At 34.8% G+C, this 25,899-nt stretch carries 20 protein-coding genes and 1 tRNA gene; 11 read left to right on the forward strand and 10 right to left on the reverse strand.

What is annotated here, in order from left to right; genetic code table 11:
• Positions 1–452 precede the first annotated feature (452 nt).
• The 6 genes from OOK92_RS00665 to OOK92_RS00690 form a co-directional block, all read right to left on the reverse strand.
• Positions 453–650 (reverse strand): hypothetical protein, encoded by a 198-nt coding sequence (locus tag OOK92_RS00665; protein WP_264735931.1) that lies wholly within the window; start codon positions 648–650, stop codon positions 453–455.
• A gap of 1,145 nt (positions 651–1,795) precedes the next feature.
• On the reverse strand, positions 1,796–2,653 hold the full coding sequence (gene ubiA / locus OOK92_RS00670) for a 4-hydroxybenzoate octaprenyltransferase (RefSeq protein ID WP_253307364.1): 858 nt from the start codon (positions 2,651–2,653) through the stop codon (positions 1,796–1,798).
• Between the two features lie 3 nt (positions 2,654–2,656).
• Positions 2,657–3,073, reverse strand: coding sequence for a ribosome-binding factor A (locus OOK92_RS00675; RefSeq protein WP_164225054.1), 417 nt, complete (start codon positions 3,071–3,073; stop codon positions 2,657–2,659).
• Positions 3,074–3,082: 9 nt separating this feature from the next.
• Positions 3,083–5,407 carry a translation initiation factor IF-2 gene (infB, locus tag OOK92_RS00680; protein ID WP_264735932.1) on the reverse strand — a complete coding sequence of 775 codons (2,325 nt, stop codon included), beginning with the start codon at positions 5,405–5,407 and terminating at the stop codon, positions 3,083–3,085.
• A gap of 9 nt (positions 5,408–5,416) precedes the next feature.
• Entirely contained in the window at positions 5,417–6,979 is a 1,563-nt protein-coding gene (gene nusA, locus OOK92_RS00685) for a transcription termination factor NusA (RefSeq protein ID WP_264735933.1), read from the reverse strand.
• Between the two features lie 88 nt (positions 6,980–7,067).
• A complete protein-coding gene (locus OOK92_RS00690; RefSeq protein WP_319803910.1) occupies positions 7,068–10,142 on the reverse strand; it encodes an efflux RND transporter permease subunit in 3,075 nt (1,024 codons plus the stop codon).
• A 175-nt stretch (positions 10,143–10,317) separates the two neighbouring features.
• Here OOK92_RS00690 and OOK92_RS00695 point away from each other — a divergent pair, with 175 nt between their 5' ends.
• Entirely contained in the window at positions 10,318–10,971 is a 654-nt protein-coding gene (locus OOK92_RS00695) for a hypothetical protein (protein ID WP_264735935.1), read from the forward strand.
• Here the strand turns inward: OOK92_RS00695 and OOK92_RS00700 are convergent.
• Complete coding sequence (locus OOK92_RS00700; protein ID WP_264735936.1) at positions 10,954–11,712, reverse strand: type I glutamate--ammonia ligase; 759 nt, start codon at positions 11,710–11,712, stop codon at positions 10,954–10,956. The genes OOK92_RS00695 and OOK92_RS00700 overlap by 18 nt on opposite strands.
• A gap of 326 nt (positions 11,713–12,038) precedes the next feature.
• Here OOK92_RS00700 and dnaA point away from each other — a divergent pair, with 326 nt between their 5' ends.
• Entirely contained in the window at positions 12,039–13,421 is a 1,383-nt protein-coding gene (dnaA, locus tag OOK92_RS00705; RefSeq protein WP_264735937.1) for a chromosomal replication initiator protein DnaA, read from the forward strand.
• Positions 13,422–13,448: 27 nt separating this feature from the next.
• Here the strand turns inward: dnaA and OOK92_RS00710 are convergent, their stop codons facing one another.
• On the reverse strand, positions 13,449–14,714 hold the full coding sequence (locus OOK92_RS00710; protein ID WP_264735938.1) for a metallophosphoesterase family protein: 1,266 nt from the start codon (positions 14,712–14,714) through the stop codon (positions 13,449–13,451).
• A 190-nt stretch (positions 14,715–14,904) separates the two neighbouring features.
• On the opposite strand from OOK92_RS00710, the gene OOK92_RS00715 reads away from it, so the two are divergent.
• The 9 genes from OOK92_RS00715 (at position 14,905) to OOK92_RS00755 (ending at position 24,637) form a co-directional block, all read left to right on the forward strand.
• Positions 14,905–14,992: transfer RNA gene (locus OOK92_RS00715), tRNA-Leu, on the forward strand.
• A 31-nt stretch (positions 14,993–15,023) separates the two neighbouring features.
• Positions 15,024–16,106, forward strand: a complete 1,083-nt coding sequence (locus OOK92_RS00720) for a GTP cyclohydrolase II (protein WP_253309361.1) — start codon at positions 15,024–15,026, stop codon at positions 16,104–16,106.
• Positions 16,107–16,178: 72 nt separating this feature from the next.
• Complete coding sequence (locus tag OOK92_RS00725) at positions 16,179–16,859, forward strand: VirB8 family type IV secretion system protein (protein ID WP_264731475.1); 681 nt, start codon at positions 16,179–16,181, stop codon at positions 16,857–16,859.
• Positions 16,846–17,646: a P-type conjugative transfer protein VirB9 gene (virB9, locus tag OOK92_RS00730; protein ID WP_250295789.1), complete on the forward strand. Its 801-nt coding sequence runs from the start codon at positions 16,846–16,848 to the stop codon at positions 17,644–17,646. The genes OOK92_RS00725 and virB9 overlap by 14 nt, the downstream gene beginning before the upstream one ends.
• Positions 17,647–17,662: 16 nt before the next feature.
• On the forward strand, positions 17,663–19,159 hold the full coding sequence (locus OOK92_RS00735; RefSeq protein ID WP_264735939.1) for a TraB/TrbI/VirB10 family type IV secretion system protein: 1,497 nt from the start codon (positions 17,663–17,665) through the stop codon (positions 19,157–19,159).
• A gap of 1 nt (position 19,160) precedes the next feature.
• On the forward strand, positions 19,161–20,153 hold the full coding sequence (gene virB11 / locus OOK92_RS00740) for a P-type DNA transfer ATPase VirB11 (RefSeq protein ID WP_264735940.1): 993 nt from the start codon (positions 19,161–19,163) through the stop codon (positions 20,151–20,153).
• A 30-nt stretch (positions 20,154–20,183) separates the two neighbouring features.
• Positions 20,184–22,199, forward strand: a complete 2,016-nt coding sequence (locus OOK92_RS00745) for a type IV secretory system conjugative DNA transfer family protein (protein WP_264735941.1) — start codon at positions 20,184–20,186, stop codon at positions 22,197–22,199.
• Between the two features lie 122 nt (positions 22,200–22,321).
• Positions 22,322–23,056 carry a P44/Msp2 family outer membrane protein gene (locus OOK92_RS00750; protein ID WP_264735942.1) on the forward strand — a complete coding sequence of 245 codons (735 nt, stop codon included), beginning with the start codon at positions 22,322–22,324 and terminating at the stop codon, positions 23,054–23,056.
• A gap of 624 nt (positions 23,057–23,680) precedes the next feature.
• On the forward strand, positions 23,681–24,637 hold the full coding sequence (locus tag OOK92_RS00755; protein ID WP_264735792.1) for an IS5 family transposase: 957 nt from the start codon (positions 23,681–23,683) through the stop codon (positions 24,635–24,637).
• Positions 24,638–24,691: 54 nt separating this feature from the next.
• Here OOK92_RS00755 and OOK92_RS00760 read toward each other — a convergent pair whose 3' ends face one another.
• Together OOK92_RS00760 and prmC are read right to left on the reverse strand one after the other, a co-directional pair.
• A complete protein-coding gene (locus OOK92_RS00760; RefSeq protein WP_264735943.1) occupies positions 24,692–24,892 on the reverse strand; it encodes a hypothetical protein in 201 nt (66 codons plus the stop codon).
• Positions 24,868–25,707: a peptide chain release factor N(5)-glutamine methyltransferase gene (gene prmC / locus OOK92_RS00765; RefSeq protein ID WP_264735945.1), complete on the reverse strand. Its 840-nt coding sequence runs from the start codon at positions 25,705–25,707 to the stop codon at positions 24,868–24,870. Before prmC ends, OOK92_RS00760 begins: the two co-directional genes overlap by 25 nt.
• Positions 25,708–25,899 lie beyond the last annotated feature (192 nt).

Here is a 25,899-nt window from a genome sequence, read left to right on the forward strand (position 1 = left end):
AGCAGAAAACTTTTTTATTTTAACTAAAAAAATTACTTCTGCATATTCAAAGCCTTATTATAATGACAATTAGAGATATTTAGAGAGCTCAAAATCTATCTCCGTCTGCAGACTTTTCATCTAAATTTCAGTTAAAAATGTGGCGTATCTTCTTCAGCGTGTATACATTACTTAATCTCTGCCCAATGTACGTTGCATTTTTTCTGAATCTTGTTCATATGGGGGATTCTATGTTTAAAATTCCAGACACTTGACTTTAGCTAAAAACCATCTGGCGCCTATGGTTTTTTATAGTTTTGTCTTCCCTTTTCTGAATGGTTTGCAAGCTGCTGTAGCTAACCAAGAAAGGTTTCCCTACGTCATACCGCCGCGGTATCTCTTAGCCGCTAACAAGCAGTGGGATGACGAAGTTATCGTCATGCCACCGCGAACCGTCATATCGCCGCAGACCGTCATACCGCCGCGGTATCTCTTAGCATAGATCCCGCTAACAAGTAGCGGGATGACGAAGTTATCGTCATGCCACCGCGAACCGTCATATCGCCGCAGACCGTCATACCGCCGCGGTATCTCTTAGCCGCTAACAAGCAGCGGGATGACGAAGTTATCGTCATGCCACCGCGAACCGTCACACTGCCGCGGTATCTCACATAGATCCCGCTAACAAGCAGCGGGATGACAGCAATCCTACGTCATACCGCGATTCATTCGCGGTATCTCTTAGCATAGATCCCGCTAACACGTAGCGGGATGACGATTCTTCAAATCGTCAAGGTGTCATCCGAGTAGCTTGACTACTTGGATCCAGAAAACTTAACTTTAAATAAGTGGCTGCATAATAAAGACTAGATTCCAGACGGCTTTGTTGCATCGCTACTTATGAAAGGCTAACTATAGCTAGGATTATAAGCAACCTATTGAAAATCTTGTTTTTTTGCAATCAATCTGATCAAATTTAAGAATAGTAATTTATTATTTATATTAATAAACTTAATTCTATTGAAAATAGCTAAAGCATTGAAATTCTTGAATTTTAGCCGGATTAGTGAGTGGTAGTGAAATTTCTTTTACTCAAATTTAGGTATTCACTGACCGTTCTTGTTATAAATACCAGAATAATAAGCTACTGATATTCTCCATCTTTTTTATCTTTAATCCATCATAGCTAGCGATGCAACAAAGCCATTCCAGACTGGAATGACACCCTACTTAACCGTCATACCGCGATTCATTCGCGGTATCTCTTAGCATAGATCCCGCTAACACGTAGCGGGATGACGGTTGTCGTTTAGTTACAAACATTAAGAAATTTACCAAATAAAAAAAAGGCAAAAGAAGCCCTGGTCATTGTCTATTTTCAGTATTGGCGTTTTTTAAGTCTTAAACACTGCAATTTAGCTGCTTTTAAACGCAACTCACCTTAGTTTAAATGTTTAAGAAATTTACTAAGCAGAAAAAAAGGCAAAAGAAATCCCGTGTTAGCTAGTTGTCACTCTCTAATCCTGCAAATCGGCGTTCTATACTGTCTTAAACGACTTATAAGCGCGTTTCAGCTTGTGTAGGTAAAAACCCAGAAATGTTGTGAAGACATAAGGTGCACATAGTGCAAAAAATTAAAAATAAGACGCCAACCACGTTGTTTTTTTGCTGTTTAATCTGCACAGATGAAGATAACTGAATACCTTCAGTCTCATGATAAGGGGGCTGGCGGAGCTTGTCAAGGAAGTTTTTTCGTTTCTGTGAGCTACCTGGATAAGAAGTCTATTGATTTCATTAGAGCCAAAACTCTTGGGACCTAGGTGATAATTCTATCTAAAAGGATGCCAAAAAAGAGAAGCAACCCTACGTAGGAATTATTTTTAAATATGGACATGCATTGACTGGGATCGTCAGGATTGAAATTTTTGTATTGGCGGTGAAATATGAACCCTACAGCAAGTAGAGCAATATAAAAGATGTTATTTAATGATGATAAGATACCAGCATATAGCCACGTCATAAGAGATATTAAATAAAATCTTTTCAACCAAGATTTTGTTGTATCACCAAAATATAATGCGGTAGATTTCATTCCGAGTTTTTCATCATCTTTTTTATCTTGATGAGCGTATATGGTGTCATAGCTAAGTGTCCAAAAGACGCATCCTATATAAAACAGCAAGGATTCTATACTGATCTGGTTTATTATTGCTGCTGAGCCCATGAGCGATCCCATATTGAAGGTAAACCCTAAGAACAATTGTGGCCACCAAACATACCGCTTTAATAAAGGGTAAGTAGCTATCATACACATTGAGATTATTCCAAGTATGAGTGTGGTTTTATTAGTTAACAATAAAATTACCAAGGCGATAGATAGTAGCAGTGAGAGTAAAACCAAAGCCTGCTTTATGTTTAATGCACCACTTGCAAGTGGCCTATATTTTGTTCGTTCAACGTGCGCATCTATTTCCCTATCGAAAATGTCATTGATTATGCACCCTGCAGGTCTCATTAAAAATGCACCTATAGTAAATAAAACAAGGAGAAAAAGAGCCTGATACGATAGAGAAGTTGAGGCTAAAAGAATACCGCTCAAACTGGGAAATAGCACAAGCCACAAACCTGTTAAACTGTGCAGTCTCATTAATGAAAAGTAACGGTTGAAATACATTAATTAAGTGTGATTATGTAATATTTTGCTTACATTAACAAAATTATCGAACGCTAAATCAGGCTTGAAAACTAACTCAGGTATAAATCGCAAATCAACATAACACAATATAGATTTACGTATTGACCATGCAGATTGGTTCATTTCATTAACAACAGTGTTAATATCACAATTATCCTCAGAAGGATCTCCAGTGCGTGATGCTGAAATCCATGTACTTTTTTCTGAATCTGAGTAGTCAGCTACTTGGATATTCAATGAAGATAACACAATATATACATCTGCTTTTTTCAAATCTTTACTTAATTTTACGTCAGATACCGCTACATTTTTATTGAACACCTTACCTTCCATTAGGACTCTTGATATTGCTCTATGCAATACCGATGCTATTTTTAGGTTTCTAATTTCCTTTTTCATATCCATCTACTATAACACCCTTTCTTCTTGCACTAATTGATAAGCTTCCAAAATATCTCCAACTTTAATATCGATATTACCCTCTAGTGATACTCCGCATTCAAAGTTTACACCTACTTCTTTAACATCATCTTTAAATCTACGTAGTGCTTTTAACTTTCCTTCATGCACCAATTTGCCACCACGCACTACCTTAATTAAAGAATCTTTTCTTATGACTCCATCACTTACGTAACATCCAATGATATTACCAGCTTTAGATACGTTAAATATTTGCCTCACAGATGCAGAACCAACACGAACCTCTCGTGTAACAGGCTTTAACATTTTAGTTAAATACATTCTCATGTCGTCAATGAGCTCGTATATTATGTTATAAGTATGTATTTCTACACCTTTTTGTTTTGCCAAGTCCCTTATTTTTGAGTCCACTTTTACATTAAAAGCTAAAATTACTGCACTTGATGCTTCTGCAAGCAGCACATCTGAATCTGTTATCCCTCCTACTGCTTTGTGTAGGATATTTAATTTCACTTGGTCTTTACCGAGTTTATCAATTGAACTTGATATTGCTTCAATAGAACCAGTTACATCGCACTTTAAAACTACAGATAGTTCTTCTGTTTCACTGTTATTACGACTGAATATATCTAAATTATTGTCGTCTAAATCTTCTTTCTTTTTCTTGATCAACTCTAGCCTGCATTCAACAATTTCACGCGCCTGCTTTTCAGAATTTACAACAACAAATTTATCTCCAGCATTTGGCACACCATTTAGACCAGTAATTTCAATTGGAGCGGAGGGTAGTGCTGCTTTTTCTCTTTGACCAAGGTGATTAACCATACTACGTACTTTGCTGTATGTTGTACCAACTACCAATATATCACCAACCTTTAACGTTCCTTCCTCAACTATCAATGTAGCTGATATTCCTTTCGCTTTATCTATTTTGGATTCTATTACCCATCCAAGTGCTCGACAATCTTCTATTGCTTCTAGCTTCATTAATTCAGCGATTAACAAAATCGCCTCTTCTAGTTTATCTAAATTAGTTTTCTTTTTTGCTGATACTGGCACAATCATAATATCACCACCAAGCTCTTCAGGGATGAGATCATATTGAGGCAAACTATTAATTATTTTTTCTACATCACCAGGTTCAGATTTATCAATTTTATTAATAGCAACTATAATAGAAACATTTGCTGCTTTTGCATGATTTATTGCTTCAACTGTTTGTTTCATGATTCCATCGTCAGCTGCAACTACTATTACAACTATATTAGTAATATTGGCACCACATGCACGCATCGCAGTGAACGCTTCATGTCCTGGTGTATCAATGAAAGTAATTTTTTGCTTATCTTTTGTCGTTATTTGATAAGCACCTATGTGTTGAGTTATGCCACCTGACTCTCTTTCTGCAACATTAGATTCACGAAATGCATCGAGCAATGAGGTTTTACCATGATCCACGTGGCCCATAAAAGTGACGATTGGTGGTTTAAGTTTTTTAAGCAGGCTTTCTCTGCCTTCTATAAAAAATAAATCCTTTTCTCTGTTGGTATCGCTCACTCGTTTAGCCGTATGATTAAATTTTTCCACTATTTCAGATGCTATATCTGGATCCACCAGATCATCTACTCTATAACTCTCACCGACTTCTTCTTTGAACATTTTTAGCACACTCTTGCTATCTTCTGCCATACGAACAGATAACTCCCTGATAGTTATTTTGTCTGGTATAATAACTTCTCTTGATATATTTTTACCCTTAGTAAACTTTGACTTTCTACTTCTTATACCAAATCTTTGCTTAAATACAGGGGGTTGTTCAGTTTTTTCATCTATTGCCTGTGCAATTACCAGTTTAGAATGCTTAGAATATATATCTTTGTTGACTTTAGAAGACTTTTTATCGTCGCTCTCATAGTCAATATTATCTTCTCTTAGTTCAACTAAGTGAGTATTACTTAAAACTTTCTTATTTATTTCTTTAGATAAAGTGTCCGCTTCATTTTTCTCGTCAATCTCTTTATTGCTGTCTTCTTTTGCTGTTTTCTCTTTTTCTTCTCTCTGATTTCTTTCTTTCAGCAAAGCAGCATTCTGCACAGCATTAATGCGGAAAATTTGTTCTTTCTCTGTTAAAGAACCTAATTTACTCTCGTCAAATAAATTATGTTCTTCTGCATCATGAGATTTTTTTCTTCTTTTTTTTACTATTGTAGCTCCAGTACTTGGGCTAGCTGAAGAGTTTAAATTGAGGTCTAATTTAAGCTTGCTTAAGCCTTGGAGCGTTAATTTTTTATTACTGATATCTTCATTATTCATATTATTTTATTATATTAACCCAAGCTTTTTACGTGCTTCTATGATTATTGAGTCTACTGTATCTTTTAGATTTTCTTTACTATCAGCTGAGGAAGAGAGTATGCTGCAAAACTCATAACTTGATAAATCTGCTATGTCCTCTAAAGTCTTAATATCATGTTTACTAAGAGCAATTTTATTGTCTATTGATAAAGTTAAATTGATTACATCATCTTCCATACCTAGACTTTTTAGCTCTTCTATTTTTCTATCATTTTCTGCTTTCAGGTGCTTGTTTGCTCTGTTATGAAGTTCGTTTGCAATATCCTCATTAAAGCCCTCTATTGAAGAAAGCTCTTTAATTGAAGCGTTGGATATATCTTCTACGCTTGAAAAACCTTCTGTTACCAATAGCTGACCCATAATCTCTTCTAAGTTTAAAGCTTCAGCAAATAAAGCTGAACATTGACTAAGTTCTTTACTTCGCCTTTCTGATTCTTGCTGAGTGCTTAATATCTCAATTTTCCATCCAACAAGCTCTGAAGCTAATCTTACATTCTGGCCCTTTTTTCCTATAGCTAAACTCAATTGATCTTCAGCAACTATTAACTCTATGCAATTTTCATTTTCATCAATAATAACCTTCGATACTTCTGCAGGAGTAATGGCTTTAATAACAAATTGACCCAAGTCTGAGGAGTAATTTATAACGTCAATTTTTTCACCATTTAATTCGTGTATAATAGTTTTTATTCTATCTCCCTTAACTCCAACACAAGCACCTACTGGATCAATGTTCTTGTCAGGAGAGAAAACAGCAACCTTAGACCTTGAGCCGGCGTCTCTAGCTATACCTTTAATTGTTACTAACCCGTCAGCAATTTCTGGTATTTCTTGATTTAATAATGCCTCTAAAAAGCCTTCATGAGTCCTAGAAAGAATAATTTGACGTCCATCATCAGAGCGCTTAACGGTCTGTATGTAAGTTTTAACCTTATCGCCTTCACGAAATGATTCACCACCGGTCAAATTTCGCAATGGAAGATATGCCCTAGTGCCATTTATGTCTATAATAAGATCTGAATATTCTACTTGTTTAACAATACCATACCTTATTTCTCCCACCTTATCTTTAAATTCCTCATATTGCTTTTTTGACTCTTCATCTTTAATTATTTGAGCAATCTTTTGCTGGGCAATCCTTGCTGAAGCAAGATCAGTGTTAAGAGAGAGCAATTCACTAACAGTATCTCCAACTTTTGCATCTCCTTTTATTAATTTAGCTTGTGTCAGCGTAATTGATTCATACTCAGTGTTCTCTTCTTCATTTGATTCGTCATCAATAACTTTTAGTTTTCTGTATGAAGTAACTTTGCCTGTATTTCTATCTATATTAACTACAATTTTACTTTTGCTACCACATTTTTGATAAGCCACTGCTTCTATAGCACTTTCTAGTGCCTTTATTACAACATTAAAATCTAAACCTTTTTGAAGTGAAAGTTCTCCTGCTGTTTTTATTACATCAAGGCTTCCAACTATGTTATTCTTGTTACTTTTCTGCTTAACACTGCTTTTACGATTAGCAATCATAATAAATAAATCCAATGTAATTAGTTATAATTATAGCTTCAACGGGCAAAGAACGCCATCCTAAATGTTAAATGATTGCTAATTTAAGTCAAGTTTTTTCATGTCTTTGTATGACAAGCAACGCCGGAGTAAAGAATAAAGTTAAGACCGTTGCAGCCAATATTCCACTTGCTATGGTTGTTGAAATGTCAACCCACCACTGGCTTGATGGAGCATCATATGTGATTTGTAGCGTAAAAAAATTGATATTTAACCTGGTAATCATCGGTATTAAACCAAGAACTGTGGTTGCAACGGTAAGCAATATTGGCCTAATGCGAGAAATTGCAGCGTTTATTACACATCGCTTGATGTCATTTTTGTGTACCTTAATTTGGTGATGAAAGGCATCAAGCAATAGTATGTTATTATTCACTATAATTCCTGCCAAAGCAATTATCCCCACTCCACACATAACAACTACGAAAACTTGTTGGATAAGAAAGAAAACAAAAAACACACATGTTGTGGATAAAAACACTGCTGTCATTACGATAAATGTATGGTATACATTATTAAACTGTGTCACTAATACCAATATCATTAGTGTAATTGCTAATATAAAAGCCTTTAACAAAAATGTTCCTGATTTTTGTTGATCTTCTTTGTCGCCTTTAAAATCAATTTTTACTCCCTTGTCCCAATCCTGGGCAATAGAATTCTGAATAAACTTTACTCTTTCATTAACAAGATAGCCAGTATCCACATCAGCGGAAATTGTCACTGTACGTAATCCATCAATCCTATTTAGTTTGTTTACCTTTTTTTCGGGAGCATATTTTACTATGTTGCTCATAGGATGCGGGCCATTAACTGTATTGATAAAAAGATTATCTATAGTCTTCATGTTGCGGTCCCTTCTGGGGAAACGGAGTACAATATCGATTTCTTCATCCGTGTTATTTGGTCTATATTTTCCAATCAACACTCCATTTGTAACCATCTTTATAAAATCGCCAATGGTTGCAACACTTACTCCAGAACTTGTAGCCTTACTCTTATTAACACTCATATTCCACTCTATTTCAGGTGCTGATCTGCTATCTTGAATATTTATAAACCCGGATGAAGGTTGGTCCACAATTTTTAGAATTTTCTCTGCTGCTAAATTCAGATTGGATGCACTTCCGCTGAGGTTAATTTGTATTGGCTTGTCAGCCGACGGTCCTGACTTTTCCTCTTGAACATTAATTATTATTCCTTTCATGTCTTGCACACTGCTCCTTATATCGTTTAATATGTGCTTAGCTTTGCGCCTGAAGCGCCAATCCATAAGTTCTAGTTGAATTCTGGCGATAACGTTGTCTGAAAATGCTCCTGATCTAGCATAAGAAACATGAATTTCTTTTTCAACGCTCAAAATGCGTTCTTCCACTTCTTTGAGTATCAGATCTCGTTCTTTGGCTGATAAGCTTTCTTTTGCTTTAACACTGATTAAAATATTATCTGAATCCACTTTCGGAAAAAACTTCACTCCAGGACCAAAGGTAAAGTACAGCACACTAAATGAAAACAGGACGAATACAGTAGCACATATGAATTTTTTAGGATGATCTAAAACCTTCTCTAGCATGCGTATGTAAGCTCTTATTATAGGCCCAGCATTTTTTATCTCACCACTTTCTATAGCACTCATTTTTTTTATTTCTTTTTTTGAAGTTATTGAAGGCTTACCAAATATTGCACCAAGTGTTGGTATAAAAACCAAAGCCATAATGAGCGATCCAGTCAAAGTTAGAATTATTGTAATTGGTATGTACTGCATGAATTTACCAACAGTATCAGGCCAGAATAATAGAGGAAAAAACACTGCTAATTTAGTTAACGTCGATGATAGAACCGGATAAAACATATCACGAACTGAAGTGTGAAAGGCTTCTACTTTGTCCATTCCGCAGATCATCTTTCTATCGGCATATTCGCTGATCACAATTGCATCATCAACCAGCATGCCAACAGCCATGATTAAACTGAAGAGCACAACGATATTTAAGGTTATGCCCATAAAGTAAAGAGCTATTATCCCAATGAGAAAGGAACCGGGTATCGAGAGTGCCACAAGAATAGCAATCCTTGTTCCCATAGAAAGCATCATTATGATCAATATTAACAACACAGCGAATATTATGCCGTTTTCCAAGTCATCAAGCACATCGCGGACGTTTTTTGACTGGTCATTTAAGTACACCACTTTTAAATTTTCAGGTAATTGATCTTTTGCCTTATCCATTAAGTATTTTACTTGATTTACTGTGTCTATTATGTTTTTTCCGTTACGTTTTGAAATTTCTAGCACGACACTAGGTAATCCATTAATGCGAGCAAACCCTTGGTGATCCTCAAACCTAGGGTATACTTTTGCTATATCTTTGATTCTCAAAACTGCATCGCCTTGAGATCTAATAGGAATATTCATAATATCTTCTATATCTTTTAATAACCCTGATATTTTAATCGAATATTTACCGGTATCATTTTCCAGTGACCCAGCTCCCACTAGTCTATTATTGCTTGATATAGCTTGGAATATTTCGTTTGATTGAATGTTATATTTTGTTAGAACTGTGGGCTCAATTATAACTTCCACTGTTTCTTTACGCATACCTGCCACTTCAACTTTGAGAACATTTGGCAGAGATTCTATTTCTTTCTTTAGCTTGCGTGCTATTTCAGTTAAGGCTCTTTCTGGCAAATTACCAATTAAGCCGACATTGAGTATCGGAAATAAGCTCAAGTTTATTTCATTGATTATCGGAGATTCCGCTTCAACAGGTAACTTCGATTTTATGTTTGAAAGCTTTGAACGGACATTATCGAGCACTTCTTTATTATCATACTCTGTTCCAAATTCGAGTATCATGTGAGCACCATCATTAGTTGCAAAAGCTCTCAATTCTCTTACACCTTCGATGGATCTTAGTTCATTTTCTATAGGCAGCACTAATAGCTTTTCACTATCTTGAGCAGAAATCCCAGGAAGTCCAACAAACACGCTGATTATAGGAATCTGTATATCAGGGTTACTTTCCCTTGGCATTTTTACATAAACGTATGAACCGAAGATAAAAATTACTATAAGTAATAATACCACCGCCCTGTTTCGCTCTATGAGTAAGCTCTGCATGTTGAATGTTAACTAAATATGTGTGTTTGTACAATATTATAGTCGAGATACGTTGCATATTAATTAATCCTTGTATAGCTTTAAAACTTTACGCAAATAATTAAAATTTTCGCAAAATTGCAAGTATAAGAAAATTTCTGTATAATAATTCTAGAACAGTATTTGAGAGGTTATTATGGTGGCAATTTTAAATGTAACAAAAGGCAAGAGAAAAGTTATTGTGTCTGGATTAGCTGGAGCTTTATCAGCTTTAATATTTTTAACAGCAATCCACATTGCCGCAAAGATAGCCATTATCGTTTCTGCTGCTGCAGTTACTTACTTATTACTTTTGCTGATTCATAAAATAAGAACTAAAAAAGAACAGCCTGCTGAAATTACTGGTGTTTCAGGAGATAAAGTTTCAGAAGATGAAGGGTATAGCAGTGTTGATGAAGGTGAAGAAAAAGATACCGTAAAAGAACCAAAAAGAACTGAAACTGAGCTAGCAGAAGAATTAAAAAATAAAAGAGCACAAGAAGAAATGAAAAATGGACTACCTGAACATATGGATTTCAAAGGTAATTCACTTTCTAAAAGCGCTGATACTAAAGATAGTCATTCCGTTTCTAGTGCTACAAATATTGTTATGGAACCTTTACCTAAACACATGGATGCGCTTGGTAATCCACTTCCTGAAAGACCAAGTGCAAATATTAGTATAGAATCTAAACCTGAGAGAAAACTATCTCCTGCAGAGTGGCTATTACAGCATGGGGTAAATAATGATGTGAGGGAAGTGCTAGAACGGCCAGCAAAGGGGTTTAACGGGTTAGGGTTTAACATGTAGTTGTTGTATTAAGCTCTCCATCTTATATTGAGAATCAGATGCAATGCCGTAGACCCTATTTGGCGGAGCAATTTTGTTCTCTATACCAAAAACTATACCTTCAATTATTGCTGTGAGTACTTTTTCAAGGTTACAGTCTGCTCCAGGAACACGGTGCTCTAGGCGGCATCTTTTGGAATCGTTGCCAAAATAGGGAATTCTTATCGCAGCAGTTCTGTTATTTACTCCCCAACTAATCGTAGTTGGAGTGTGAATATCCGGGTACTGAAATCTTAAATATGAATCATCATTTGGAGCAAAAAACAACATATGTTTTTTCATCATTGCACATAATCCGCCAATACTATGAATCAAATAATCACTATACTTTTGCTCATTGATATAAAATAAGTTATCGTTATTTGAATTCACGAGATTAACATGCACATTTAATGCACTGCCTGCTCTATCCAAATAAGGCTTTGCTTTAAAAGAAACGTTCCCACCAAGTTTTTGTACTACTTCAGTAAGTAATTGTTTTGCTAACTCAAAATGCTTAATTAAATTGTCGGAGTTCGTATAACAACCACTTTTTATCTCATATTGATGTGTAGAATTCTCCTTCTCGCAAGAAAATTCAAGAAATGCTATTTTATTTTTGATGCTATTCAGAAATAAATATTCTTTTTCTATTCCTTCAATGTAAAACTCTAGTTCAATACCGAATACAGCATGACAACTCAAATTACTTAATATAATCATAAATTTGCTTCAGTAAATCTATATTAGGTTAGCTATATTTATATGAATACTTTACTTATTTGCCAGTAAATTTAACATCTTATTTATACATAATGTATTACTATTTTTAATAGCATGCTTCTAATCCTCGATACAAGCGACATTTACAAATTTTTCATTTTTTTGAAATAAAAATGATCAATTTTAGTGTTTTTATACCCTTTACAACTCATCAAAAAATCACCATAATTTTTAGTATGTATTAAGTAGTATTAGCTTTTCATTTTGCAGTAAGCTATTGATTATCTTATATTTTTCTAATTGTTGCTTTTTTCTTGGTATGGTATATGAACTTAACTAGCCCTAGGGTTTCTACTATGTTTTTTGATCAGATTATTACAGTAACGGATCACAATGTTACTTGGGAAAAAATCCAAAATTGTCTTTATAATCTTTATGGAGAAGCAACATATAACAGCTGGCTGAGTTCGCTAAAATTTGTCAGTAGCAGAAATGGGGAAGTTCTTTTATCCGTGTCAACAAGGTTTATAAAAGAGTGGATTACAGTTCATTACATGAAAAAAATATTATCATTATGGCAAAGCGAAGATAAAAGCATACGTTCTATTGATATTCAAGTAATTGAGGAAAGGAATTCAAATTTTAATGTTATACTAAAAAACAGAGAGGAAAGTAATCATAATCTTGGTTCGCCGCTGGATCCAAGGTTCACCTTTGATAATTTTGTAGTGGGAAAGCCAAATGAATTAGCATTTACGGCGGCAAAGCGTGTGGCAGAATCTATAGATCCAATATTAGGCAGCAATCCTTTGTTTCTATATGGTGGAGTGGGACTTGGTAAAACACATCTAATGCATGCTATAGCTTGGCACATAGTCAATTCCCCATCAGAAAAAAGAAAAGTAGTATATTTATCAGCAGAGAAATTCATGTACCAATATATTACAGCGCTGCGAAGCAAAGATATTATGTTATTTAAAGAGCAATTTAGATCAGTAGATGTATTGATGGTAGATGATGTGCAATTTATCAGTGGTAAAGATAGTACACAAGAAGAATTTTTTCACACTTTCAATGCATTGATAGACCAAAATAAGCAATTGGTTATATCAGCTGATAGGTCTCCTAGTGATCTTGATGGAGTGGAAGAAAGAATAAGATCACGACTCGGTTGGGGGTTGGTGGCAGATATTAATGAAACAACTTTTGAATTAAGGCTTGGTATATTGCAGGCAAAAGTGGAGCAGATGAATATGTATGTTCCGAAAGATGTCCTAGAGTTTTTAGCAAGGAACATAAAATCTAATATAAGAGAATTAGAAGGAGCATTAAATAAGGTTACCCATACCTCATTAATTGGAAGAAGTATGACGGTAGAATCAGCTAGTGAAACCCTAATCGATCTTCTTAGGTCAAATCATAGGTCAATCACAATAGAAGAAATACAAAAGAAAGTAGCTGAATTTTTCAATATAAAGGTTGCAGATATGCAATCCAATAGAAGACTTCGCAGTCTTGCAAGGCCAAGACAAATAGCTATGTATTTTGCCAAAAAATTTACGCAAAAAAGCCTACCAGATATTGGGAGAAACTTTGGTGGCAGAGACCATGCTACCGTTATACATGCAGTAAAACAAGTAGAAAATTTTATAAAGACCGACTCAAAATTTGCTGATGAAATCAATCGATTAAAAAAAATGTTTAAGTAGCGTTGTTAAAATAGCTAATAACAAGTCCTAAAATGAATCGACTATAGTTTTAATCCGTTTAAGTTTAAAATCTTCTGTTAGCTTCGCAGAATACATTTCCTTATTGTGTTGATTATAGAAGGTAAATTTGTGATCATCTAAGTTTAGTATTGCAAAGCCAAAACCGAAAAAGTTTCTAACCTCGTGTGCTAAGTAGTTTCTACCATTTGAATAGTCAAATTCTACATTTTGATAAACAGGCTCTTGATCTTGAGCGTGTAATAATGCACCACCGTTTCCAACTATAATCTGGTCTGGAACATTATCCATTAATAAAATCTGGGCTATATGAATGTGGCCAGAAACTATGGTAGTGACATTGCTTGGAAATTTATCTCCAAAAGCTTCAATTTGTGTAAGATTACCATGGCTTTTTAATGTCAAAAATTCTTTTTTTGGAGATCTCCAAAGCGGTTTATGAGTTAAAAACCACGTGGGCTTATCTTGTATCAATTTATCAAATTGCCTTTCAAAAGCATCAATTGTGCTTTGGGTTGTAAAAATATCCTCACCGGATGAAGAGTCGAAGATAAAAAATTTCATCGATCCAGCATCTAAGGACCAACTAGAAACAAGATTTTCACATTTTTCAGGCGAAAAAGGGTATGAATCTAGATATCTGAGCCATCCTTCATAAGCTCTATCACAACTCTCATGGTTTCCACGAACAAAAAGGAAAGGGAATTGTAATGAAATATCCTTTGCAGGCTCAAACCAATCAGCGTACCAAGCTTTTTTATTATATCCATAAATATCGCCACACTTTTTTGTATTTCTACATTTTGTTTGTCTATAATGATAATCACCAACATGGATAATTAAATCTGGTTTATGAAGGGCGATTGAATCTAAATTTTTTTTTAAAGGCCAGCTATCTACCGAATTACATTCCTGCTGAAATAACATATTTATTCTACAACCCGTGTCACCAATAAAAGCAATTTTATTAACCTTTTCTGGTAATATAGGAACTCGTAGATCCTCAATACTAATGTTTTTGGCACTTGTTTGTACTGTCAGTTCACAAACTGTTTCGTTATGATCACCATTGTTAATTGAGCTGCGATTCAGCATTTCTATTTCCTCGCCATCGACATAAACAATGGGACACATGTCATTGTCTGTAATTGCACGTATGCTTAATTTATTTTCTGGGATAACTTGAGACCATGTGTATAATATTTGTGCATGGACAGAATGAAAGCTGGTTATAAGAGATAGAGCTAAAAAAATAAAGATATTAGCTACATTCATTTGTATAAAAACCTAAGTTAAAAATTAGTAGTAAGGTTGTCTTAAATGATTAAAATTTATAATCACAAAATTCATAATCAAATTATACAAGTAATTTCTAAATTATTCTAGTATCAGATTGACACTCTAGATGAAAAATTCTAAAATGATTAAATAATTTAAAATAATTATATAAAAACTAGAATATAGTGCGGCCGTGGTGGAATTGGTAGACACGCAGCGTTGAGGTCGCTGTGGCTCATAAGGCCTTGGAAGTTCAAGTCTTCTCGGCCGCACCAGTTTTTTCATAGCTGCTTAATATGGGTAAAAATGTTTATAGGAAATCAGAGTAGCAATAAGGTAGAAAGAGCTATCAGCGAAATCAGGCGCGGCCGGCCAATTGTAATATATGATAAAAGTAATTACCTATTGTTCGCTGCTGCTGAGGCTTTAGAAAGAGATTTATTTAATCAATACAAGCTTATATCAAGTAATGTATATGTTACTTTAACTTCAAGTAAGGTAAAATACATATCTCAGAATAAAGAACATAACAGCAAACGTCTGTTGGTGAATAATTTTGATGAACTGCTCCATTTAATAAACTGTTCAAAGGAAGATTGCATAAGAGAGTTGCAATGCTCAAAGACAATAGATGAATGTGCTATTGCCTTGCTTAAGTTCTCAGAATTATTGCCATACGCGTTAGTGGCTGATATGACTTTTGAGAATAACCATGAAATGCGAAATTGGTGCGAGAAAAATGACGTTATTGCACTGGACACGTCATTCATAAATAATTTTCAAGAAAATCAGGATGTATATGAAGTGTGCAAAACATCATTATTTTTAAAACAGACTCAAGAAGTAAATATCATATCTTATAGAACAGAAAGTGGTGGAAGAGAACATCATGCAATTATCATTGGCAATCCAGATAAAGATGGCGAACCATTAGTAAGAATTCATTCTTCGTGCTATACGGGTGACTTGTTAGATAGCTTATCATGCGATTGCAGAAGTCAGTTACATCAAGCAATTCAAATGATAGCTGACTCTGGAAGTGGTATTATATTGTATTTGATGCAAGATGGAAGAGGCATTGGTTTAACTAATAAGTTAAGAGCGTACAGTGTGCAAAGAGGACATAATCTTGATACTGTTGATGCAAACAGAATATTAGGTTTTGAAGATGATGAAAGGAGTTTTGCTGTTGCAGCTAAAATGCTTAATAAATTGAACATTAACAAAATCCAATTACTTACAAACAATGATAGGAAATTGTCAGAATTGGAAAGTAGTGGTATAGGAGTTACAAAGTGTCTGCCACTTATTGTGGAACGTAATAAATATAACGATTCATATATGGAGACAAAGTTTGGTAAGCTAGGCCATAGATTAAGAGTTTTTTAGCTTTTTTGTTGTAACTACTTTGTTAATTTGCTATGTTTATTAACATAAGTTAAGATTTTTAGGAATACTAAAATGCTAAGATTTTTTAAGCGAGAAAAAAATACTGAATCCTTAGATAAGGATATAGATTGGAATTCAAACCGCTACAGCACAGTTATTGCTCAAAGGAATATTCTACTTTTATTTGCATTAATATTATTAGCAACGATCTCTATCAGCATATTAGTCATATTTAAAATTAGCACAAGTAGCACTATTGAGCCATTTGTTATAGAAATTGACAAGAAATCAGGAATAGTGCAATTGGTTGATCCTGTCACAGTAAAACAATATTCTGCAAATGAAGCGCTAAACGATTATTTTATTTCAGAGTATATAAAAGCAAGGGAGGTTTTTGATCCATATCATTATAACTATAACTATTATACAAAGGTGAGGTTGTTTTCCTCACCTAATGTGTATAATGAATTTAGAAATTATGTAGGATCACAGAATATGGATGATCTTTTTAATTTGTACTCAGATACCAAAAGTGAATTTAAAATTCGCTCAATTCAAAAATTGGGTAACGATGCTCTTCAGGTGAGGTTTTTTGTGGAATTTATACGGAAAGATGGAAGTTCCACAAGAAAAAATAAGATAGTTATTATGTCATATAGATATGCATCGCTTGAAATGGATGATCAGCAAAGATATATTAACCCATTAGGATTTCAAGTTATTTCATATAGAGTAGATGATGAATATGTATAGGATATTATTAGTTTTAGCTTTACTTGTAAGTGGCAATTTAAACGCATCCATTAATTATAATGAGCCTATTTCTGTAGATAGTAGAATAAAGACTTTTGTGTATAGCCCTAATGAAGTATTTACGGTGGTTTTTAGTCAGGGTTACTATTCTTATATTGAATTTGCGGAAGGAGAAAAAGTTAAAAATATCGCTGTTGGTGATGCATCAAGTTGGAAAATTAATCCTTATGACAATAAATTGCTTATCATGCCATTTGAAGTTAGTAGTCGCACTAACATGATTATTACAACAACTAAAAAAAGAAATTACATTTTTGATTTAATCTCAAGGCCAAACTACGATAAATACCCAGATACTGATGCTAAGAAAGTGGGTCACGATTATTCTGCTGAAAAGGATATATCTTACGTAGTACGTTTTTATTATCCTCAAGAAGAAGGTGAATTTGATGTTGATTTAGATGAGGTTTCTTTACCTACTCAAATGCAATATACTACAGACAAGCCAGAAAAAATAATACAAGAAAATGATACGAAGTACAATTATACATATATTGATGAAGGTGGTAATGCGGATATAGTTCCGATTGAGCTATTTGATGATGGTTATTTAACCTATTTAAAATTTAGAAATAATAATAAAATACCTCAGATTTTTGTAGAAGAGGAGGATAAACCTTGTAAAAGGCTGTTATTTGATGATTATGTTATAATAAAAGGAGTACATAAAAAGCTATTTATGCGTTATGAAGATGGTGAAGTTGAAATTATAAATAGGTCACTTTAGCTGTGGTATATGCAATATGAATAAAGAAAGGCGTAACAATTCAGAAGATGAATCAGAAATAGAGAACAAGGTAGTAACAGTTGGCTCTAATCAAGGTCATAGGGCATTGATGGTCATTATTTTAGTGCTTCTGGTTGGTGGAGTGTATTATCTCTATTTTAGTCCTTCTCATAAAGAGGGTTCAGAAGTTATTAAAAAAGAGGAAACAAAGCAAAATGTTCAAGAATTGAAGGGAAAGTTGGAACAAGTTCCAGATAATGTAATGGTTCCTGAAAGAATAATAACTGATCCCTTACCACCCTTACCTCCTCTTCCTACACTACCAATCATACCAGAAATAAAACAAATTAGAAAAGAAGAAGAGAAACCAAAAGAAACTCCTGTGTCAAATATACCTATTTTGCCAAAGCAAAATTTTCCTTCTAGTAATGTTATGGGCAATTTACCTACCTCGTTTCCTACAATAGGGGGTAGCGGTTATCCTAGAGACAGACGTAGTGCACAAATGTTAACAATTTCAAGTGATGGTGGAGAGAATAAGGCTGCTGATGCTATTTTATCTGACACTTCAGCACAATCGAGCAAAGCTACCAGAGTAGGAAAGCTTGGTTTAATGGTTACTCAAGGTAAAATTATTGATGCTGTTCTTGAAACTGCAATAAACTCTGATCTGCAAGGAATGCTGCGTGCTATGGTGAGTAGAGATGTTTATGCAGAAACTGGTGATACAGTTTTAATACCTAAAGGCTCAAGATTGATAGGTAGTTATTCATTTGACTCGAATGTTGCAAGAGCTCGTGTAAATATAAACTGGAGTAGGGTCATTCTTCCTCATGGAATAGATATTGCTATCTCATCACTTGGTACGGATGAACTTGGCAGAGCAGGAATAGCTGGAATAGTTGATAATAAAATAGTAAGTGCATTATTCTCTTCAGTGGCACTTGCTGGTGTTTCAATTGGTTCGGCTGTTATAGGGCAAAAGGCCTCTAATCTTATTGATACGCTAACTGCTATGGATGCGGTGAGATCCATCACTGCAACTGAAATAGATATCTCTTCTCTCAAAGGGGCTATTGTTGAGAGATTGGAGGATGCTATAAAAACTGAAGTTGGGAGGGTAGGAGACGAAAAATGGAAATTGGGTCTTAGGGCTATTGAAAAAATTCGGAATGCTAAAAGTGATCAGGATTTACTGAGAATAATAAAGGAAGAAATAGTAAGTGTGATAAAAAGTTCTGGAGCTAGTGGAGTTGATGCAATTACTAGTGACAATATCGGTATAACTTTAGACGATGTACGTCAACTGTTGAGGCAAACTCAGAAAAGAAGCAAGTCTGTTTATGATAAAGCAATCGGGAAATCAATCGAGGATTTTTCTAAAGATATGCGGGATATAGTAGGCAGATACACAGATAAAAAACCAACTATTTATGTTGATCAAGGCACCGCGTTGAAAGTATTTGTTAACCAAGATATAGTATTTCCTCCACAGGCAATATTAAATCAATGAAATGAATTATGCTGCACTTGATACATATTTGGAGCCATTACAAGGCATATTTCAAGAAGAAGGCGTAAATGAAATATCAATAAATAAGCCAAAGGAAGTATGGATTGAAAATCGCGGTGAAATAAGGTGTGAAAAATTAGAAGTATTCGATCTTAACCATTTGAAATCTCTTGGCAGACTGATTGCTCAAGCTACAGAACAAAAACTTAGCGAAGAAGCACCTTTACTTTCGGCAACATTACCAAATGGTTATCGTATACAGATAGTATTTCCACCAGCATGTGAACCTGATAAAGTAGTCATGTCGATTCGTAAGCCTTCTAGCATGCAATTAGCACTCGATGATTACGAAAAAATGGGGGCTTTTTCTGAAACTGTTACAGAAGCAGCTGATAATCCAGTTGACCGTCATTTGGATTTACTGTTAAGGCAAAAAAAAATAAAAGAGTTTTTAGAATACGCTGTAATAAGTAAGAAAAATATTATAATTAGCGGTGGAACTTCCACTGGTAAGACTACTTTTACTAATGCTACTTTGCGTGCTATTCCAACTGAGGAAAGAATTATTACTGTTGAGGATGCAAGGGAAATCGTTTTGAACGATCATCCAAATAGAGTGCATCTGATTGCCTCCAAAGGAGGGCAGGGCAGAGCAAAAGTAACCACTCAAGATTTGATAGAGGCGTGCTTACGTTTAAGGCCAGACAGAATAATAGTTGGTGAGCTCCGTGGAGCGGAAGCTTTTAGTTTTCTTAGGGCGATAAATACTGGTCACCCTGGATCAATATCAACCCTTCATGCGGATAGTCCAACAATGGCCCTTGAGCAAATAAAATTGATGGTTATGCAGGCAAATCTTGGCATTCCTCCAGACCAAATTATACCATACATTAGAAATGTGATTGATATTGTTATTCAGCTAAAAAGAACCGGTGGGGGCAAAAGAAGCATTTCTGAGATATTATTTACTAGATCTGCAAGCGAAAATGCTTAAATTTATACATAAGTTAAAAAAGAGTAGTTTATGAGTAATGGAAATCACCTACGTAATATTCTCATAGGAGGTGTAGTAGCTTTTAGCGTACTTGAGTTTTGCTTCTATCTATCTGGTATATTGTTCTTTCTATTAGTTGACGGTCCGGATGCTGTGGATTTTAAGGCAATTAATCCTAGTTTGACGCCTTTCCCTCAAGCTCTTTGGCCAACGATTTTTGATCATATACAATATTGTTGGCACCACCCAGAGTTATATAGCCTTGAGCTCAAATTTAAATTAATTCTATCTTCTACAATGCCTATTGTTGTTTTAATGATTATCTTATGGAATTTAAGAGAAAGGATAATTGAGTGGCGACCATTTAAAAAGAAAGAATCACTTCATGGAGACTCGCAGTGGGCATCAGAGAAAGACATACGAAAAGCAGGATTAAGAAGCAAAAAGGGATTATTGCTTGGTAAAGATAAAAGAGGATACTTTATTGCTGATGGGTTTCAGCATGCATTGTTATTTGCACCTACAGGTTCTGGTAAGGGTGTTGGCTTTGTAATTCCTAATTTATTATTTTGGACTGACTCGGTAATTGTACACGACATAAAATTAGAAAACTATGAAATAACAAGTGGTTGGCGAGAACAACAAGGACAAAAAGTATACGTATGGAATCCAGCGCAGCCAGATGGAATAAGTCACTGTTACAATCCATTACAATGGATTAGTAAAAAACCTGGGCAGATGGTTGACGATGTGCAAAAAATAGCTAACCTCATCATGCCTGAACAAGACTTTTGGCAAAATGAAGCAAGAAGCTTATTTGTTGGAGTGGTATTATACTTACTTGCTGCACCAGAGAAAGTTAAATCTTTTGGTGAAGTTGTGCGTACGATGCGTAGTGATGACGTAGTTTATAATCTTGCTGTTGCTCTTGATACAATGGGTAAAATACTACACCCTGTAGCATATATGAATATTGCAGCTTTTTTACAAAAAGCTGATAAAGAAAGGTCGGGTGTTGTATCAACTATGAACTCATCGCTTGAATTGTGGGCAAACCCATTGATTGATACTGCAACTGCGTCAAGTGATTTTAATATTTTAGATTTTAAAAAGAAGAAAACTACAGTTTATGTTGGTTTAACTCCTGACAACTTGACTAGGCTCAGGCCTTTAATGCAGGTTTTTTACCAACAGGCAACTGAGTTTTTATGTAGAAAATTGCCATCGGATGACGAGCCTTATGGCGTATTGTTTTTAATGGATGAGTTTCCTACACTTGGAAAAATGGAGCAATTTCAAACAGGTATTGCATATTTTCGTGGTTATCGAGTTAGGTTATTCTTAATTGTTCAAGATACTGAGCAGCTCAAAGGAATATACGAAGAAGCAGGAATGAACTCCTTTTTGTCAAACTCGACTTACAGAATAACTTTTGCAGCCAATAATATTGAAACAGCTAATTTAATATCGCAACTTATAGGAAACAAAACTGTACAACAAGAATCGTTGAATAAGCCTAAATTTTTAGATTTAAATCCTGCTTCAAGGTCGTTGCATATCTCTGAAACACAGAGGGCATTGCTATTGCCTCAAGAAGTTATTATGTTGCCACGCGACGATCAGATAATTTTAATAGAGTCAACTTACCCAATTAAATCAAAGAAAATTTTGTACTATAGTGATAGCACCTTCACAAAAAGACTGCTCAAGCAAACTCGTGTGCCTACACAAGAACCATATGACCCAAACAAAGTTCTTTCTGCTGCTGCGAGCAAAGATAAGGTTAATAACGAGGGGAATAATGCTCTTGAGGGGCCTAATTCAGTTGATTATCCTGCTGAAACTAAAACAGAGGATGCAGTGTATGATGAATCAGATGAATTTGCAGACGAAGATATTGATGATGAAGATATTGACGATAAGTTTGAAGATGATGATGACGGGTTTGATGACGAGAGGAGCGATGATGGGTTTGATGACGAAGAAGAGGAGGATGAATTTGAAGATGAGGATATTGACGATAAATTAAAAAATGATCAAAAATAAAGGTTAACTTTGCCTATTTTTAGCTCAGAAAAGTGCAAGTTATGCAAATAATTAGGTTTTTCATATTAAGCCATTTTTAATTAATTAGTATTAGATTAGCTATTTTAACTAGGGGAGTAGTAATGATTAGTAAAAAAACATTAGCGGTTACAGCACTTGCTTTGCTGTTGTCACAACAATCTTTTGCAAGTGAAACAGAAGGGTTTTACTTTGGCAGTGGGTATTACGGTCAATATTTAAATTACATGGGTGAGTTGAAAGCAAAAATTGGAGATACTGCTGCTACATCTGCCAATAAGGTATCTGTAAATGACAGGGATGCTCAGAATACAGAAGGTCAATTACTAAGTAAGTATAAAGGAGATTATAACCCGCCTTTTGCTGCAAATGTAGCATTTGGTTACACAGGAGAATTGGGTAATAACAGCTACAGAGTTGAATTAGAAGGAATGTATTCTTCCGTAAAAGTGGATAATATTGATTTAACAAGTGGCCAGATGACAATATCCTACACAAAGGATAAAAATGACCCAAAAGAGAGTTATGGAGCAATAGTCAATCATGACCAGATAGAAAACGCGTCTTTAATGGCAAATGTTTATCATCATTGGAAAAGTGACCGTTTCTCTTTTTCTCCTTACGTTGGTATTGGAATCGGTGCAACAAGAATGAAAATGTTTGAAAAACCGTCAATAAGACCTGCAGGTCAATTAAAAGCTGGCCTTGATTATCGCATAAACGAAGATGTAAATATGCATATTGGATATAGAGGTTTTGGTGCTATTGGTAGCAGTGAGTTCAAACTAGAAACCTCAAAGTGGGATGGCTTTGTTGCATCGCTAGCTATGATGGATTAAAGATAAAAAAGATGGAGAATATCAGTAGCTTATTATTCTGGTATTTATAACAAGAACGGTCAGTGAATACCTAAATTTGAGTAAAAGAAATTTCACTACCACTCACTAATCCGGCTAAAATTCAAGAATTTCAATGCTTTAGCTATTTTCAATAGAATTAAGTTTATTAATATAAATAATAAATTACTATTCTTAAATTTGATCAGATTGATTGCAAAAAAACAAGATTTTCAATAGGTTGCTTATAATCCTAGCTATAGTTAGCCTTTCATAAGTAGCGATGCAACAAAGCCAAGTGGGATCCCAATTTTAATAATGGCGCAGGTAAGCCAAAAGGTAAAATGGTTGAACAAACAGGTGATAATCAAGTATCTACTACCATACAGAATGGCTTTTTTCATACACACGGCATAGAGGCTGGCCTTACTTTCCACTTTGCCAGCAAAGCTTAAACATGTTGCCCTTTTAAAAAATGCATAAAACCGTTCCTGTCATCCTATGGCTTGACCATAGGATCTAGTTAAATATAGATCCCAGTGGGCTTTGTTGCATAGCAACCGAAAAAATCTGGTGGCTACTGACAAAATTCATTATAAATAACCATTTAACTGTTGAAGAAAAAATATGCCACAGAAAATGAAAGTCAGTAACCAAAACGAATATAACAAATTCCTTGAAAAAAGGGGAAATATTTTTCGTTACATCGATGAAGCTATCGAAAATTGGTATGAAAATAGTCCAAAAATGCAGGGCGGCAACTATATTTACAGTGATAAAGTCGTAATTTTGGTGCATATAATTGTCAATCTTTTTAGAATTGGGTTAAGACAAACGGTGGGGTTTATAAAAGGATATCTGCAACAAATAGGAAAAAATTTGGCAGTTATCAGCTATTCACAAGCATCAAGAAGGTTTAAAAAACTTAATATTAAGATAAATGATTGCAGGGTTGATAAAAGCAACATGGAAAATATTGAAATTATCATAGATAGCACAAGTATCAGCATTTACAGTAACACTCCTGGCCACAGTAAGGAAAACAGTGCAGATAGAAAGTACCGAAGCTACGAGCAAGTAAGAAAGTTACATGTTATGTTAAGTGTGAATAGTAAAAAAGCTATAGCTGCAAGATACAGTAATGGCGTCTACTCTGACCACTATGGAGCTTGCGATTTGCTTGAAGAAGTTAATTTTCAGCACAAAATAAAAGCATTATATGCAGATAGGGCATACGATAGGCACAAACTTTATAAATTGTGTAAGAAATACGATATAAAGACAAAAGTTCTACCAAAAAAGGATGCAGCAGAACATTCAAAAATAGATTATATGTCTGACAGGAATGCTGCTATTAGGTTAATAAAATTATATGGACAAGATGGTGTAAAAGAGCGGAAAAAGGAAGCAATTTATGGAAAGAGATCTTACATAGAAGGATTTTTCTCAAGGTTGAAGCAAGTATTTGGATTTAGCTTTAGGAATAAATCTGAAGTAAATCGTGAAAAAGAATTACTAATTAAGTGCTATTTGCTCAACAAATTCACTGATATTGGTATGGCTAAATTTGAAATCATTACATAAATTTGTCGTAAACCATCACTGCTTAAGGTGCTATGCAACAAAGCCATCCCAGTGTCACGCACTGGGATGACGAGGTAGAGGGTATTGGGATGACGAGGTAGAGGGTACTGGGATGACGAGGTAGAGGGTACTGGGATGACGAGGTAGAGGGTACTGGGATGACGAGGTAGAGGGTACTGGAATGACATAGGATAATATGGGATGAAGGAGATAATACAAGAAAACATTAGCTATGTTTTTTGCACAACAATGCACCTCTTCATTCCTGCCAAATCATGTACATATTCCTGAAAAGCTAATTTGTATGAGGGTATTATTTTGTCAATATCATTTTGATCTTCACCTATCTCCAATATTGCAAACCCATTTTTTTTAAGGCACTTTTTCAATATTGGAAAAATACTCAAGTAACAGTTTAAACCATCAATTCCACCATCAAGAGCAATTCTTGGTTCCTTTTGCACTTCGGCTTGCAGGTCTTTCAATTTGCTTCTTTTAATATATGGAGGATTACTGATTATAAGATCGAATGAACCTCTGCACTCTGTCCATGAGCTTGGAAATATTTTGGCTCTGCTGAGAAGATTATGTTTCTTTGTGTTCTGATAGGCAACTTTGTATGCTTCCAAGCTTTTTTCAAAACCGATACCAACGGCATATTCATACTCACTAAGTACGGATATCAATAAACAACCTGTGCCTGTACCAAAATCTGCAATTTTTAGTCTCTGCTTTTTATTTGGGTAATATTTTAACACTGTTGAGATTAATGTTTCACTATCTGGTCTTGGATCCAAAACATGCTGGTTAACTATAAAATTTTTACTCCAGAATTCACGATTACCTATTATTTGCGATATTGGATATCTTTCCGCTCTTTTTTTTGTTAATTTCCAAAATAAAAGTTCTTTCTCCATCGGCACTTGATCAGCATGGTTCATAATTATGAATGATCTTTCCACTCCAAGTACGTGCTGCATGATGATTTCACAATCTAAATGTGGTGATTCAACTTTATGTGACGATAATAACTCCGATCCTTCTTGAATTAAAGTGCTGATTGTTTTCATTATTCTAAAAATGTGTTCCTTTCAGCCAAGAATAGCAATTCCAATTTAGGGTAGCTGCACTAAATCCAAGTGTCAAGCATGGGTTCTTGCATAACCTAAACAGAAAAAAGGTATTATTTTAGTATAAGCTATAAATATTTAAGAAATTTACCAAATGAAAAAAAAGGCAAAAGAAGCCCTAGTCATTGTCTA

It is taken from the genome of Wolbachia endosymbiont (group A) of Rhinocyllus conicus, from assembly GCF_947250775.1.
GTDB lineage: Bacteria > Pseudomonadota > Alphaproteobacteria > Rickettsiales > Anaplasmataceae > Wolbachia.

Excerpts from the sequence above, each read along its gene's own strand:
- OOK92_RS00710 (WP_264735938.1), bottom strand. The coding sequence starts at position 14,714 with ATGAATGTAGCTAATATCTTTATTTTTTTAGCTCTATCTCTTATAACC.
- OOK92_RS00695 (WP_264735935.1), top strand. The coding sequence starts at position 10,318 with ATGGTGGCAATTTTAAATGTAACAAAAGGCAAGAGAAAAGTTATTGTG.
- OOK92_RS00735 (WP_264735939.1), top strand. The coding sequence starts at position 17,663 with ATGAATAAAGAAAGGCGTAACAATTCAGAAGATGAATCAGAAATAGAG.
- OOK92_RS00750 (WP_264735942.1), top strand. The coding sequence starts at position 22,322 with ATGATTAGTAAAAAAACATTAGCGGTTACAGCACTTGCTTTGCTGTTG.
- ubiA (WP_253307364.1), bottom strand. The coding sequence starts at position 2,653 with ATGTATTTCAACCGTTACTTTTCATTAATGAGACTGCACAGTTTAACA.
- OOK92_RS00725 (WP_264731475.1), top strand. The coding sequence starts at position 16,179 with ATGCTAAGATTTTTTAAGCGAGAAAAAAATACTGAATCCTTAGATAAG.
- prmC (WP_264735945.1), bottom strand. The coding sequence starts at position 25,707 with ATGAAAACAATCAGCACTTTAATTCAAGAAGGATCGGAGTTATTATCG.
- OOK92_RS00720 (WP_253309361.1), top strand. The coding sequence starts at position 15,024 with ATGTTTATAGGAAATCAGAGTAGCAATAAGGTAGAAAGAGCTATCAGC.
- OOK92_RS00755 (WP_264735792.1), top strand. The coding sequence starts at position 23,681 with ATGCCACAGAAAATGAAAGTCAGTAACCAAAACGAATATAACAAATTC.
- virB9 (WP_250295789.1), top strand. The coding sequence starts at position 16,846 with ATGAATATGTATAGGATATTATTAGTTTTAGCTTTACTTGTAAGTGGC.
- dnaA (WP_264735937.1), top strand. The coding sequence starts at position 12,039 with ATGAACTTAACTAGCCCTAGGGTTTCTACTATGTTTTTTGATCAGATT.
- OOK92_RS00690 (WP_319803910.1), bottom strand. The coding sequence starts at position 10,142 with ATGCAGAGCTTACTCATAGAGCGAAACAGGGCGGTGGTATTATTACTT.
- OOK92_RS00675 (WP_164225054.1), bottom strand. The coding sequence starts at position 3,073 with ATGAAAAAGGAAATTAGAAACCTAAAAATAGCATCGGTATTGCATAGA.
- OOK92_RS00700 (WP_264735936.1), bottom strand. The coding sequence starts at position 11,712 with ATGATTATATTAAGTAATTTGAGTTGTCATGCTGTATTCGGTATTGAA.
- virB11 (WP_264735940.1), top strand. The coding sequence starts at position 19,161 with ATGAATTATGCTGCACTTGATACATATTTGGAGCCATTACAAGGCATA.
- infB (WP_264735932.1), bottom strand. The coding sequence starts at position 5,407 with ATGAATAATGAAGATATCAGTAATAAAAAATTAACGCTCCAAGGCTTA.
- OOK92_RS00745 (WP_264735941.1), top strand. The coding sequence starts at position 20,184 with ATGAGTAATGGAAATCACCTACGTAATATTCTCATAGGAGGTGTAGTA.
- nusA (WP_264735933.1), bottom strand. The coding sequence starts at position 6,979 with ATGATTGCTAATCGTAAAAGCAGTGTTAAGCAGAAAAGTAACAAGAAT.